We start from the raw sequence: 13,260 nt of genomic DNA, 5'->3' as shown, positions 1-13,260 counted from the left end.
TTAATTTCCCTGAAAACATTAATTAAATAGTACGGCATTTATTACGCGTGCGTGGCAGTTCTGCCATTTGTAAAAACATTCAGCGTTAAAATTACAATTAATCTTTTAAGAAGGGGTTATTTATGGCCGGTACTGTTGATGGTTTTCGAATGCAACTTTCGGCAATAACCAAACGGGTGAGTAGCGTTAATTCGGTTATGGCTCCGGTAGCTGTTGGCATGGTTCAGGCGAATATGACTGAAGGCCCGTGGACAGCGAACGCGGCACTGACGCAGGCGCTGAAGAACGGAGGAGCCAGTCCACTGATTGCCACCGGCGAAACTCGCGCCAGCATCACCTTCAAGCTGGTGGGGAATGGGTTTGTCGTCGGCACCAACAAAAAGCACGCCCCGCTGATTAACTTCGGCGGGACCGTGACCGCGAAGAATGCGCAGAAACTTATTCTTCCGGCCAGCAAGGACGTAAAGCTTCGCGTCGATAGCTGGGGAGTCAAACAGACAATCAGCTGGCTTGAGTCCAGCGGCTGGAAGCTGTTCTGGCGACCGGGTGCGCTTATCGGGCAGTGTCCTGAAGGGCGTAAAGGGTTTGGGGTGCAGATTGCCGCAAGTCAGGGGAAGACGCGGAGGAAAAGCAGAAAGACCAGCAAGCGCTTCAGCTACTACCTGATCTTCTATCGTAAGAAAAGCATCACCGTTCCACGACGTGAATTTATGGTCATCAAGCCTGAGCAAATGAAGGTACTGCAGGAAGTTGGCAAACAGTACCTGTTTAAGGGGAAACCATGAGTGAGACACAGGGGCTGGTGGTCATCGAACGGCTGCGGAAATGGCTTGAAGTGCAGCTCAACATGACCGCCATCATGGAGCCGAACAACGCACTGGCGCGTCGGTCTGTGCGCATCGCACCGGCGGGAATGAAAATGTCGGCACTGCCATCAGACAAACCGGGAGATTACACCCCCTTCGAGCTGCTGCTGACCGTACAAATGACACTCAAGCTATCCGGGGGAAATGCCGGGGATTTCCTGACCAGCCAGATTGTTGAGACGGGCATCGGGATGAACTGTTTTCTTCTGGATGACCTGATGATCCTGAAAGACATCGGGCAGGAATTACCCCTGCTGGCAAATGATGCTGTAGGTAAGTATACGGGGACGCGGATTGTCGGTGATGCCGAACTGACAGATGTCAGGCGAGTGGCTTACCACCTCGACAACAACGCGCAGAACGACGCTCAGTCTGCCGCTATGCCGGTTTATACCGAGGTATGGACCGGCGTTCTGGTGATGACACTGCACCGTTACTTCCCGAACCCGCGCCTCCAGAAGGTGATTTACAAAAATGATTATTCAGGTGAGGAGCTGATCGTCGATGGCACAGACAAACACATTCAATAGCAACACCACAAAACCCCGCCATACCCAATGGGGGGCGCTGGGAGATGTCGTGTTCGAAACCCACTCAGCCCCCGGACAGGTGACCGACAGCCGTCAGTGGACATGGCAGGCGCAGAAACTTATCAACGGCTATCCCGCCCATCAGGCCGGGGGCGAAGGTGAGCGCACCATGCAGCTGGAAATCACGCTGCATAACCGCTTTACCAATATTGCGCAGACCTATCAGACGCTCATCTCGATGGCATCTAATCAGGTTCCCCGTGCGCTGGTCATTGGCAGCGATGCCAAAGGCAAGTTTGCCCTGAAAAGTATCAGGGAAACGCTGACGGACACCACCCCGGAAGGGGTCGTGGTCGCCGTTCGTTACAGCCTACAGCTGCTTGAGGTGCGCGGTGAGAACAACGTATAGCATTCAGGGTGAACGCTGGGACCAGCTTTGTTATCGCGTTTACGGGATGGTGACGGAAGACGCCGTGATGCAGCTGCGCCACGCTAACCGGGCGGTGACAAGCGGAAATGCCCCGTTTTTACTTCCCGCCGGTGCGCTGCTGAACGTCCCTGAGATTGCCATCGAGATGCTGACCGTTGACGTGGTGGAGGTGGCACCGTGGCAACGCTGAACCCCAACAAGATAACGGTGCTTCTGAACTGGGCCGGTCGGGCTGTGACTGCGGATTTAAGCCAGTTTGTCATCTCGATCACCTATACGGAAAGCAAACGTAAAAAGAGCGCTGGCCGTGACCGTATCCAGCTCACGCTGAATAACCAGAACGGTATCTTCAGCAATGCCTGGTATCCCTCTGAGGGGGACATTCTGCAGCCGGGTGTCAGCTGGCTGGACCTAATTACCGCGAAGCGTGGTGTCTGGCGCTGGGGCAAGTTCACCATTGACGACATTCAGTTCAGGTTCGGCCCTGACCAGGTGATTATCGGGGCGCTGGCCTCCGGCCCCGCCTCGGATAAGTTCGAACAGGTCAACAACCGGACATGGCAAAACATCAGCCTTAAAGAGCTGTGCACCACGCTTGCCGGTGAAGCGGGCATGGAATGCAGCTTTACGGGGGAGGACACCATTCTTGCGCTGGTGCAGCAACGTAACGAGTCCCCTCGTGAGCTGCTGCAGCGCCTGTCAGAACAGTACGATCTCCCGGTCTCCCTGAAGGACGCCAGTCTGTACGTTGGCAAGCCGTCGCTGGGTGTGCTGGTGGTCGATCTGATGAACCGTTCTGCGGTGAAAAGTGCCGACATCATCGCGGCCAGCAAGCGCAACACCACCGCCGCCGTGAGTGTCCATTACTACAACGCGGAAACCAAAGAAGCAGGGGTTTATTCCACTGGCAAAGCGACCGACGAAAAGCACACGCAGAATTTCTACAACGTGGATGTAAAGGACGCGGCAGAGGCTAAGCGCTGGGCTGAATCGAAGGCCAGTGGCGGTGGCGATAAGCATGAAGCAGAGTCCCGTATCACGCTGATTAATACCCCTGTTGCTGTAGGTCAGCCGGTGACACTCACCAATTGCGGAAAGCTCCCGGCCAGTTGGGAGATCGCCGAGCAGACAACCACGGTCAGCGGCAGTAACTGGCAGGCTGCGATCAAAATGAAAAAGAAGGGTAAAAAATGAGTGAACGCTTCCCGCAAATCCCCGCTCCCGTGATTATCAGCCCGGATTATGAAGGCACACTGAAGCGGGTTAAATCGGAGTATCAGGGACTCACCGGGCATTATCCCGACACGAACGATCCTGAAACCTTCCTGCTTGAACAGGTGGCTTACGAACGTGAAGAACTGGTCGATGACATCAATGAAACCGCCAAACAGAACCTGCTTGGCTATGCGACAGACGGCAATCTTGACAACCTCGGCGCACTGGTTGAAACCCTGCGGCTTGATGCATCAGCAGCGACTGCATCGGCTACGCTGACGCTGGTCAGCGGCCACCCTGACTTCGTGCTGGCAACGGGTTATCAGGTGATGGCGAAAGACGGGATCACATTGTTTGCCACGACGGCAGACATCCCGATCACCACCGCGATGAACAGCGTTGATACCATTCTGACGGCGACCGAGGTGGGCATCGCGGCCAATGGTTTTTTGCCCGGAGAGATTGCCACGCCGGTGACACAGAACAATTACGTCAGCACAGCGACCAATACCACCACCTCTCAGGGCGGTGCGGAGGTCGAAAACGACGACAAATACGCCCGTCGTATTTACCTCGCGCCAAGCCGGTTCAGTGTGGCCGGGCCTTATGATGCCTATAAGTATTTCGCCCGAAGCGCCAGCCCGGCGATTTCAGATGTGGCGGTATGGAGTCCTGAACCGAACGACATCTACATCAGTGCCGTTCTGGATAATGGCGTTGTGCCGGATGCGGCCATCAAGCAGGCGATGCTCGACATCTGCTCAGACAAGAGAACTCGTCCGCTTGGCGACCGTGTTAGCGCTATTGACTCCGTGGGCGTTACTGCATCAGGTGTTATCAACGTTCAGATTTATAAAGCCTCTGAGGCGCTGGAAGCCAGCATCAAGCAGACTGCCAGTAATCGTGTCGCAGCCCTGACGGGTCAATGGTGCGGCCAGCTCGGGCGCGATATTGTGCCGGAGGCGCTGACATCCATCGTCCAGAACATCGGCGGTGTTTATCGCGCTACGACCGATATTGAGTACCAGCAGCTGGATACAAACCAGTTCCCGCTCGTCACTATTACGGACATTGTGACCAGCATCGTTGATGAAGTAGAGGCATGATGAACACCCGGACGATGGATGCGCTTCTGACGCGTGTGACTGGTAGTGACGTTCTCATTTTGCTGGCAATGGTCGGGCTGGTGGCAGCACTGGCTCAGGCGACTACAGATGCAGACTGGACATGGAAGACGTTTCTTCGGGGGATCGTGGCAAGCCTTTTCGTCATCCTGATGACGTGGGTCGGCATCGGTGCGTTCGGGTTCGGGCTGAAGACGAACGACCAACGGTTATGGGTTTCGGGGATTGCCGCATTCGCGGCCAAGTATTTGCTGCGAGGATTCAATACCGTTCTGGAGAATTTCGCGCAGAACCCGCGACTGGTGCTTGAGCGAATCGCCGCCGGTGTGCGACGCTTTGCAGCAGTTATCAGTCCGGACAACAAAAAATAAAACGAGGATAAAATGAATAAAAAACACATGTTGTACACTTTACTTTTTGTCGCTTCATCATGCCTCGCAGCTGAGCCAGAGTTAAGTATGGGCGGTTTTATAATTGGTGATGATGTTGCGACGGTTAAAAACAAGGCTGATGAAAATTGCCAAATATTCACTATTTATAAAGAAGATGAAAAAGCAGCAGCTTTGACAAAGCGAATGTACGGTAACGACAATGTCATATATAGCTGCATTAACCCTAAAGAAAATAAAATGCAAGCACACCGTTTGTTACTTGAAATAGACAACAATAGATTGATAACAATTTTCGCTGACATATTACCTGATGGTGGTGGCGCTGCTTTTGAATGGATAATGAATAAGTTTGGCGGACCCACCGAAGTCAGCAATGCTTATGAAGCTCATGAGGCTAATAACAAACAGCTGTTATCTGAACAGTATGCGTATCTTTACAACAGAAATGCATTGTTTAGAGAGCGTATTAACGGCAATGGTGAAGACAGGATTTTTCTATACGTAATGGATGCGGACAAGCAAAAAATCCTACCTTTCCATGCTCCTTACTTTCGATAAAAAAACCTGCGCATTTGCGCAGGTCTCTATTTCAGAATAAATCCATTTGAGGGTTCGCTTGGCGGGCCTTTTCTTCATCGACGATAACGAACACCAGCCATGAATGAAGTCGCGTAGCGAAGAACTCCCGCCGCTTTATACGGCGGTACATATTGCGCTGACTCTCACCAATAATCTTGCAGCACTCAACCAGACGGAAGCTGTCGGGCGTTAAGAGAGTGCGGTCAAAGTCAGTCATCGGCGTTATCCGTACTTTCATAAGCCCTCCAGAATATCTCTGCCACTTCCCTTGTATTGTACCAGCTGCGGCCAAGCCCGGTCTGCGAGAGCCAGACCCGCCAGTTGATTTCCGGCATCCCCTCAACCAACTGATGAAACTCAGCGGCGGGAATGCGCCGGTCAGGCCAGCGCAGTTCCAGAAGCTCTATCAGCTCGTCCAGCGAATCCGGGCTGATGATTGTCACAACGTGATCCGGGTTGATACGGCTCATACCATTTCCCATGATGGAGACTCATTCGAGAGGATACGACGAACGGTGCCAATTGAAATGGGTGGGTCGTCCAGCTTGGCGGCTATCTGACGCATACGAAAGCCTGCATTCTTCATTTGATGCGCAAGGTCAATGTCCAGCTGCGAGTAGCTCTTGCGGCCTTTCGGCAACACCAGACCCAGCGTACTGGCCTTAACACGAACCGCTGCAGGAGTGGCCCCCAGCTCTCGGGCAATTTGCTCGACCGGGACTGAAGTCTTCGCCCGCTGAACCAGAATCGCGATCTTCTCTTTACTCCAGGTAATTCGTGGGCGCGGGGTGAACGCTACACTGCTGTGCTTCATATGATAAAGACAATGGTTTACCTGATGCAGCGTGATATTCAGATGCTCAGCAATCGCCGCTATTGTGTAGCCGTCAGCTTTGAGCTGCTTAACGGTGTCAACGGGAGCGACTTTTTTTCCCGGAGTGCGAAAGCCCATGCTGGTAGCTTTCGAGATAATGGCGCTTTCAGTTCGGCCAAGCGCGGCGGCAATCTGCCCGCGCGGGATATTGCCATAATTTTGCTTGAGGAAAGCTACCTCCGCGTCAGTCCAGATATTAATTTTTCCCATGATTGCCTCCATTAATCCACCGCTGAAGGCCAGTGATAACCCGGCTAACCTGCGGCCTCGTCAGAAAACGCGTCCCTTGTAGCTGTGTTGTTCTTTGAACGAACGACTGCAGCTCATGCGCGTTCAGTCCACCTTGCCACCCCATGACCTTTGTCAGCGCTGCCAGCTTGCGCCATTGAGCATCCGTAGGGCGATCATCACCGCCCCCTCCGGGGCGATATTCAGTACGGTCTTTAATCCAGTTACCGGCTTTCAGCTCGCCGAGAAGGTGCTGGAGTTGCACATAGGTAAGCGTCTTGCAGCTGCGCTGGCCGGTACGCTGTTCAAGCCATGAGCGATAGAGCGTGTCCAGCTCGTCTTTCGTCAGAGGGCGTCCCGCTTCGGAAGCTGCACGGCTGGCGAAACCTTTGTGGATCAGGCCGTAATACGCATTGCGGTTATTCAGCTGCATACTGGACTCCTTCAGCTTCGGGATTGAGTGCAGTTTGATACTCGATGCGTAACCCCAGTTTACGGGCAAGCGCAAATTCAGCGCGTGCGCCTTCTGAATGCATCCAGCCATCAAGCATGTGCAGAACATCCGCACAATGGACCATTGCGGTACAGATAAGCATGTACTCACGCTGACTCAGACCACCCGGTAACGCTGCCGGATTGAGTACGATATGTCCCTCAACTCTCAGTAAAGCCTCAGCACGGAAGAATGACGGGCGGTTGTAATCGAAATGTCCGGTCATTGGGCCAGCAATATAAATCTTAGGCATTGTCGGCCTCCTGATAGTCGAAACACTCAGTCGCCCCGCGAATGCCAAGAAAAATGGACATCGCCTTATCTACAATTTTGTTGGTACTATAACGACCAATGCTCCATACAATGGCGTAGCAAATCCAGAGGTAATGAAAAGAGAACTTATTAAGGCTTGGCGCATCATAAACATCAAACCCTGGTAAGTCGTAATCGCTTATTTCAATTAATGCTTCATTTGCAGTGCAAAATGATAAGTTTTTTAATTCACTGACTTTATCTATAACATCAATATCTAAATATTTGTCACGCTCATCATTGCATAAATAATCAGAGAGCCACTCATCAAGCATTGAAATAAATGCTGTCTCATCAAATTCATAGCAAAAATCATGAAGACCACCGCCAGCACCAGCTTCAAGTTTCTGCCCCCAGTAGCCAGGGTTAATCCCTTTGACGATGTTTTCGCTGAAAAATTCGAACATGTCCGGTATACGGCTGAATGTCCATGTGCCCATATCGCCGGAGACACACAGATAACCAGGCCACGTAACCAGATCGAAGCGATAAGAGTTAGTGCCCGGACGACCAAAAGTCAGGTGGCGATATAAACCATCATCGCGCAGAACTGATAATTGATGGTCACGAATATCATTAATAAAGCGATCTAATACTTGTGGATATTCCATATATTAACCCTTGCTTTTAGCCAAAATATCAGCTGTCGCAGCTGCGGCGATAACCTGCCAGATGTCGTCTCCGTATCCCCAGCGTTCCTGACCGTCGTTATGAACGAAAATAGACTGCTCCAGCTTGCGGCCATCCAGGATGTACTCGCACAGATAGCGAATGAAGAAACGCAGCTGCTGGCCGTGACTGAAATGACGCCAGTTGTGAGCGGTCGTGTCATAGGCGGGCAGGCGTTGACCTGTGACTTCGTCGGTGAGCCATACGCGACCGCCCCAGTCGAATGTCAGCTCTGCCACCTGACCGGTGGACTTATTACGGAAAAATTGCTTGCCACAGGATGCAATAACCTGAATAAGCGCGTTGGCGGCATTCAGGCGGCGCTGACGATCAGTTGCAGGATAGAGCGTCATAACCCCGCCTCCGTCGCTTCCAGATGGCGAATACTGACGCCACCGGCAATACCATCGACACACACCACCACTTCATTGCAGCCGAGCTTCCAGGCGGTTGAACGTGTTTTAACTTCGCGATAATTGTCATCCCCCTTTACCGGGTAATAACGGAACGAGGAGCCAATTGGATAAAGGAGGTTAAATTCTTCATCCGTATTCACCGTTTTAAGCTGCTTTAATTTCACTTCCGGCGTGACTTTCTCAAGGCGGTTAATATCGACTTCACCCGCAACGCCGCCCACGTGGCAGACCATCGCGCCGCCAAACATGACGCGGGCAGGAGACGTTATCGTAGTAACCCGCTTACCGCCGAGTGGATTGGTATAAATAACCTGAGTACGGACCGGAAAGGCTTCATTAAATTCTTTTGCGTTCATTATATATCGACCTCTGTGTCATATATTTTGTGAGACATAAGGTTCCAGTGCTGACCTTTATCACGGGATAAAAGCCGGTAGTGTGGAGTGACGTTAATAACAAAGTGCCTTTTTACTCGGGTAATGCGCGGTTTAATAAAGCCCTCCCGATAATCTGAAAGTCTGCGCATCGCCAGTTTTCGGATGCGGGGCGGCACCCACCCGCAAAGATGGCAATATTTATTCACCTGTATTTTCCTGTTACTGACGCGGTGATTACCGCGCCAGATATTAGCGACTAAACCTTATTTAGGTTGTTCTGCACATTTAAGGGCTGCAACGCGGGCGAAGTAGGGTTCGCGATCAATCTCAACCACGGCACCACTTTTAAAGTCATTTGCACTATCAACCGTTTTAACAACACGGCCACCACGCAAAGCCGGGTGTGGCTGGTAAATAAAGGAAGTACCAACCGGATAGCACTTATTGAATTCAGCCGCCTTCATTACAGCGCCGCCATTGCCAGTGGGATTTCAACCATCTTCCCGTCGTCGTTGCGCTGTCTGAAGTTCAGATAGGCTTTGGTCTCGTTGACGATAAGGGCATCGCTAATGGCGTTCTTGGCCTCGGTCCAGCGCTCGTCATCAATATCAATGCGCAGCAGGCTAACGATGCGCGACATATTCAGCTTGCCCTGCTGGTCAACCACGAAAGCATCGTTGATGATAGCCAGCAGCTTTTCATTGGCACCCTCGCTCCAGTCTTCAATGCATTCATCAATCAGCGATTTTGCCGACTGAATTTCCGGACCAAAACCGACGATGTTATTCATGCTGATGATGATTTGCTGCTCTCCATCATAGGTGGAGAACGTAACGTTACCTTTCGCGCCGCCACGCTTGACGCCGTACTTTTCATCCAGAAGGGCAATGAAGGCGTTGCAGTCGCCAAATATACGCTGCTTGAATTCGCGCATATGCTGCTGAAGCTCAATTGCTGCCGCAATATTAGAGCGGACGAAGGCATCCATTTCCATATCGTGTGCAGGAACCTGGTCAACCGGCACCAGACGACCTTTGCGGTCTTTCATGTATTTACCATCAATCAGGTGCGGGGTGGCCGCGACAGAGTCGTGAATAGTCATATAAATACCTTATTTACATTAAATGAATTGAGTTAATTAATTATGCCCAAATGAGATAACATTCTTTCCAGATATGCATGTTAACTTCACGCCGACATGCACCGGCTTTACGTTCCGTTATTTTTACCGCTTGCTTTTCCCACTCCTTCAGCGGGTGGCTGATTTCAATAATTGGCCTTCCGCTGTTACCAATGCTGGAGTTGATAACTTCAACGCCACGACGATGAAGCGAATTAATCGGGGCCATCAGTGCTGGGTTGTTAATAGGCATTGATTTACACATGACTTGTTCTCCTGGATTTTAATCAATCAGATACTTTGCGAACTCACGCACGATGGTAGTGCTTACGGGTTTGTTGTTGGTCTCAACCATGCGGATGGCACCGCGCAGCAATTTAGATAACCGGCGGGCATTGCCTCCGGATTTTTCATAAAGGGTCGCCATCAGATCATCGTCATCACCATCAATCAGCTGGCCCGCGATAGCCCGAATATCATCGGCTGGCAGTTCGTTACCAATCTTCAGGCAGCAGCCGACACGGCTGTATAGCTGCAGGAATTCACCCCGACGCCCCTTGAGGTTGGTAACCAGTCGCTCAAGCCCGACCAGAACAACGCCAATACGGGTCTTGTCATGGATGCGTCGAATAACTTCAAGCGCCCGGTAAGGTAGCAGTTCGGCTTCATCAACCAGCAGCACGCGACCGGAGTTCTGCAGCTTCTTAATGACCGCTTCAGTAAGCACATGCATGTTGCCCTTTACATCAAGGCTAAGTTTGCGGCACAGCCCCTCCAACATGGCGCGGGCGGTGAAGCTGGGGTCGGTTTCAATCAGGATCGAACCCGGATTTTCACGGGCATAGTGCATCAGGAAGCTGGTTTTTCCGAGGCCAGCACCGCCACAGATAACGGATATGTCGCCATCATCACGGGCAATATCAGAGACAAACAGCATCTGTTTTGCCGTCTCGGTCATCACAAAGCCGGTCGAAACACAGGTCATACCGTCTTTCTTATTTTCCCGGTTAATCAGGTTAATAATTTTGCCCGTCAGCTTTTCCACATTTCCGGCATAATTCCCGCTGATAAATGCGCTAATAGTCGCGTGGCTCATTCCAATTTTTTGTGCCACATCACCCTGACTCCAGTTGCGTTTAGCCATCATGGCGGTTAATTGCTCTGCATAAGTCGTCATATTTAGGACCTCTTTAAATACTGTTTAAAATAGTTATCCGGCTTTTTGCTTTTGCTGCTTCAGCCATTTTTCCCGCTCTGACGGGAATAAAAATACGGGTTCTTCTTCCTGTCTCAGAACCTCACCACCGGCCAGAAGGCTAAAATCAGGCGCGTGTTCGATGGTGCGGTGAGGGTTGCGTTCAGCCTCAATCTGTTCGAGCTTGCGGTTAACGAGTGTTTCACGGCGGCGGGCGCGTTTCTCTCGGGCATCATCCACCATCGCAACCGGGAAGGCGGCACGTTTATTCCCGTCCCATATTGCTTCGCAGATATAAGCCCCTTCCAGCGTACGGACAATAACGCTATTAGCGTCGTGAATATCCACAGAGACCATGACTTCTTCGCCGTGATATGCAGCCAGTGCATCTGAAAAGTAAATATTATTAAGGAAACGAATTTCAGCCCGGCGCACCGGAATTTTGAAGGCAGGGCGAAACATTTCGCGCAGCTCAACATCACTCAGATAATGCAGCTCCAGCGCTGCAGCGTCGATTTTCTCTGCGCGGTACTGTGCAGGGGTGTAATGCTTACCGTTGGCCCGCTTTGGAAGCTCTGAGTGCTCGTGGCTGTTGTTGTACCACTCGACACCGGCTTCAACCGCCAGAATAAGCTCGTGCCATGTTGGCAGCTTACGCAGGTCTCGCTGTTGCTTCGTCGTCAGCTCACGGCCTTTGCTTTCTGCATTGACGGCAGAATCAATCGCAATGCTGGTGGTTCGTACCCAGTCACGATCTGCGCTGCTGCCATTGAACGTGGCAAACTCACGCGCCACCTGAATCAGGATGGTCTGGTGCGCACGTTCAATGATGCCGCGCCCCTGAGCGTTGCCGGGTATACCCGTTTCGTGACCAATACCGAGGCGAGGCAGCATACCGGTAATATCAGCGTCCAGTGTTTTGTTGCTCTGACCGCCACCGTTATCTGAATAATAAAACAAGGGGACACCATTCTTCTGGACCGCATGACGCATAGCGTCCGCTATCGCGATGACGTTCTCAGAATATGAAATACTCCAGCCCACAACATAGCGGGTCACGCCGTCGATAATCAGTGTCAGCTCCGGTTTAAAGCGCTGGCCGTGGTCTGGATGACGAATGGTCATCTTCATACCGTGACCGTCACCAATCCACACGTCATTGGTTGTCAGTACTGACCAGTCGCGGCGGACGAACGGCTGCAGCGCTGTCCAGGCTCCACCCGTAACACGGCCACGTAGCTTCTCATTAGGCTGGAGCTTATCCATTGCGCGACGAACCGCGTCATATGACGGCATCACGGCGAGCATCGCGTCCTGACCGGCGAAATTTTTCGCCCAGTCATCAGTAAACTTGCGATAACAAGCCCTGATGCTGAAGCCGCGTGGGTCACGCCAGTACGATAAGAAAAGCGTGAACCAGGCAATATCTTCCGGCTTGCGGGGTTTAATCACCGCCGGGGCCATGAGGGCAAGACGCTCAGTAACATTGCGGGTTGCCATATAATCCGTCAGCCACTTCTGCAGGCTGCTTTTACCAACGCCTGAGCGGGTTGTTCCTTTGCGGGCATTAGCCAGCGCAGCCGCTGACTGGATGTGTGCAGGGAGTGAACCCAGTCTTGATTCAGATGCGATAAATTGAACCGCTTCCTTACGGTTCAGGCCATTACCCATCAGGCGCAGGACCTCATTGACCAGAACCATTCGCGCATCGGCGATCTGTTTTTGCTGAGTTGTCAGCCCTTCCACGCGGCGCTCGGCAATAACCGGGTGCTGGCGGATCACATCCAGTGTGGCAAGCGTTGCCGTGGCTTTAACCACTTTCCCGGCTGGCGCGTCGGCCAGTTCAAGCTCAGGCTGTTCAATCGTCGTGCGGCAGTGCTTCAGGCGAACGTATTCGCGGGCCTCACGTGGCAGGCAATCAACGTGATATTCGAACGCTTTTGAGCCTGGACGCTTACGGACAAACTCCGATGATCCACAGGTCAATTTTTTCAACGCCCCGCGAATCCCTTTCTCAGTCGCAGGGAGACCGGGCTGACCGACCAACTCTTTCACTGTAAAGAACATAATCATGCCGCCTTACGTTTACGGCTACGGATTTCCCAACGGGAAGGCCAGATGTCTTCTGGTTTCATCCCGAGGGCATCGGCAATTACCTGTTCATAGGTTTCACATGGGGTACGCAGTACCGCCTTGAGCGAATCCCGGCTGTAGCCTGCCTCCAGTGACAAAGCACGTAACGACAGACCACGCATTTCAAGTTCAAACCGAACCTTGGCCGGGAGCCAGTCTCTGCGTTGATCTTCATTTTTATCCGTCATTGGATTACCCTTAAAAGTTATCCGCGCGGACATCTGCGCGGTTATCTGTATGGGTAAATATAGAACACCACAAAGAACCTTTTCAAGGTGTTTTTGGGTTTTTTGGTGTTTAATTTATT

Annotated in this window: 22 protein-coding genes; 8 read left to right on the top strand and 14 right to left on the bottom strand. The window is 51.9% G+C overall.

The annotated features are described in order from the left end of the window. The first annotated feature begins 233 nt into the window (after positions 1–233). The 8 genes from ACK5JN_RS02910 to ACK5JN_RS02875 are packed head-to-tail and all read left to right on the top strand — an operon-like array spanning position 234 to position 5,115. Positions 234–785, top strand: coding sequence for a hypothetical protein (locus ACK5JN_RS02910; RefSeq protein WP_416868782.1), 552 nt, complete (start codon positions 234–236; stop codon positions 783–785). Beyond that, a complete protein-coding gene (locus tag ACK5JN_RS02905; protein WP_416868781.1) occupies positions 782–1,396 on the top strand; it encodes a hypothetical protein in 615 nt (204 codons plus the stop codon). Before ACK5JN_RS02910 ends, ACK5JN_RS02905 begins: the two co-directional genes overlap by 4 nt. Then, positions 1,371–1,805, top strand: coding sequence for a phage tail protein (locus tag ACK5JN_RS02900; protein WP_416868780.1), 435 nt, complete (start codon positions 1,371–1,373; stop codon positions 1,803–1,805). The genes ACK5JN_RS02905 and ACK5JN_RS02900 overlap by 26 nt, the downstream gene beginning before the upstream one ends. Next, a complete protein-coding gene (locus ACK5JN_RS02895) occupies positions 1,789–2,016 on the top strand; it encodes a tail protein X (protein WP_416868779.1) in 228 nt (75 codons plus the stop codon). Before ACK5JN_RS02900 ends, ACK5JN_RS02895 begins: the two co-directional genes overlap by 17 nt. After that, positions 2,004–3,020, top strand: coding sequence for a phage late control D family protein (locus ACK5JN_RS02890; RefSeq protein WP_416868778.1), 1,017 nt, complete (start codon positions 2,004–2,006; stop codon positions 3,018–3,020). Before ACK5JN_RS02895 ends, ACK5JN_RS02890 begins: the two co-directional genes overlap by 13 nt. Beyond that, positions 3,017–4,147 carry a baseplate J/gp47 family protein gene (locus ACK5JN_RS02885; protein WP_416868777.1) on the top strand — a complete coding sequence of 377 codons (1,131 nt, stop codon included), beginning with the start codon at positions 3,017–3,019 and terminating at the stop codon, positions 4,145–4,147. Before ACK5JN_RS02890 ends, ACK5JN_RS02885 begins: the two co-directional genes overlap by 4 nt. Further along, entirely contained in the window at positions 4,144–4,536 is a 393-nt protein-coding gene (locus ACK5JN_RS02880; RefSeq protein WP_416868776.1) for a hypothetical protein, read from the top strand. The genes ACK5JN_RS02885 and ACK5JN_RS02880 overlap by 4 nt, the downstream gene beginning before the upstream one ends. Positions 4,537–4,548: 12 nt before the next feature. Beyond that, a complete protein-coding gene (locus ACK5JN_RS02875; RefSeq protein ID WP_416868775.1) occupies positions 4,549–5,115 on the top strand; it encodes a hypothetical protein in 567 nt (188 codons plus the stop codon). Positions 5,116–5,146: 31 nt separating this feature from the next. Here the strand turns inward: ACK5JN_RS02875 and ACK5JN_RS02870 are convergent, their stop codons facing one another. The 14 genes from ACK5JN_RS02870 to ACK5JN_RS02805 form a co-directional block, all read right to left on the bottom strand. After that, positions 5,147–5,353, bottom strand: coding sequence for a hypothetical protein (locus ACK5JN_RS02870; RefSeq protein ID WP_416868774.1), 207 nt, complete (start codon positions 5,351–5,353; stop codon positions 5,147–5,149). Next, complete coding sequence (locus ACK5JN_RS02865) at positions 5,346–5,606, bottom strand: hypothetical protein (protein WP_416868773.1); 261 nt, start codon at positions 5,604–5,606, stop codon at positions 5,346–5,348. The genes ACK5JN_RS02870 and ACK5JN_RS02865 overlap by 8 nt, the downstream gene beginning before the upstream one ends. Further along, entirely contained in the window at positions 5,603–6,220 is a 618-nt protein-coding gene (locus ACK5JN_RS02860; protein WP_416868772.1) for a hypothetical protein, read from the bottom strand. Before ACK5JN_RS02860 ends, ACK5JN_RS02865 begins: the two co-directional genes overlap by 4 nt. Further along, a complete protein-coding gene (locus ACK5JN_RS02855) occupies positions 6,207–6,671 on the bottom strand; it encodes a regulatory protein GemA (RefSeq protein WP_416868771.1) in 465 nt (154 codons plus the stop codon). Before ACK5JN_RS02855 ends, ACK5JN_RS02860 begins: the two co-directional genes overlap by 14 nt. Then, entirely contained in the window at positions 6,658–6,984 is a 327-nt protein-coding gene (locus ACK5JN_RS02850) for a DUF4406 domain-containing protein (RefSeq protein ID WP_416868770.1), read from the bottom strand. The genes ACK5JN_RS02855 and ACK5JN_RS02850 overlap by 14 nt, the downstream gene beginning before the upstream one ends. Continuing rightward, positions 6,977–7,654, bottom strand: a complete 678-nt coding sequence (locus ACK5JN_RS02845) for a hypothetical protein (protein WP_416868769.1) — start codon at positions 7,652–7,654, stop codon at positions 6,977–6,979. The genes ACK5JN_RS02850 and ACK5JN_RS02845 overlap by 8 nt, the downstream gene beginning before the upstream one ends. A gap of 3 nt (positions 7,655–7,657) precedes the next feature. After that, positions 7,658–8,065 (bottom strand): hypothetical protein, encoded by a 408-nt coding sequence (locus ACK5JN_RS02840; protein WP_416868768.1) that lies wholly within the window; start codon positions 8,063–8,065, stop codon positions 7,658–7,660. Next, positions 8,062–8,484: a hypothetical protein gene (locus tag ACK5JN_RS02835; protein WP_416868767.1), complete on the bottom strand. Its 423-nt coding sequence runs from the start codon at positions 8,482–8,484 to the stop codon at positions 8,062–8,064. The genes ACK5JN_RS02840 and ACK5JN_RS02835 overlap by 4 nt, the downstream gene beginning before the upstream one ends. 284 nt (positions 8,485–8,768) lie before the next feature. After that, entirely contained in the window at positions 8,769–8,969 is a 201-nt protein-coding gene (locus tag ACK5JN_RS02830) for a hypothetical protein (RefSeq protein ID WP_416868766.1), read from the bottom strand. Continuing rightward, on the bottom strand, positions 8,969–9,607 hold the full coding sequence (locus ACK5JN_RS02825) for a DUF3164 family protein (protein ID WP_416868765.1): 639 nt from the start codon (positions 9,605–9,607) through the stop codon (positions 8,969–8,971). Before ACK5JN_RS02825 ends, ACK5JN_RS02830 begins: the two co-directional genes overlap by 1 nt. Positions 9,608–9,647: 40 nt before the next feature. Further along, positions 9,648–9,890 (bottom strand): hypothetical protein, encoded by a 243-nt coding sequence (locus tag ACK5JN_RS02820; RefSeq protein WP_416868764.1) that lies wholly within the window; start codon positions 9,888–9,890, stop codon positions 9,648–9,650. 18 nt (positions 9,891–9,908) lie between these two features. Further along, positions 9,909–10,802 carry an AAA family ATPase gene (locus tag ACK5JN_RS02815; protein ID WP_416868763.1) on the bottom strand — a complete coding sequence of 298 codons (894 nt, stop codon included), beginning with the start codon at positions 10,800–10,802 and terminating at the stop codon, positions 9,909–9,911. A gap of 33 nt (positions 10,803–10,835) precedes the next feature. Then, positions 10,836–12,887 (bottom strand): Mu transposase C-terminal domain-containing protein, encoded by a 2,052-nt coding sequence (locus ACK5JN_RS02810; protein ID WP_416868762.1) that lies wholly within the window; start codon positions 12,885–12,887, stop codon positions 10,836–10,838. A gap of 2 nt (positions 12,888–12,889) precedes the next feature. Next, positions 12,890–13,141: a helix-turn-helix domain-containing protein gene (locus tag ACK5JN_RS02805; RefSeq protein WP_416868761.1), complete on the bottom strand. Its 252-nt coding sequence runs from the start codon at positions 13,139–13,141 to the stop codon at positions 12,890–12,892. Between the last annotated feature and the right edge of the window lie 119 nt (positions 13,142–13,260).

This window comes from Kluyvera sp. (assembly GCF_047971185.1).
Taxonomy (GTDB): domain Bacteria; phylum Pseudomonadota; class Gammaproteobacteria; order Enterobacterales; family Enterobacteriaceae; genus Kluyvera.
This window is presented reverse-complemented; position numbering and strand designations above follow the sequence as displayed.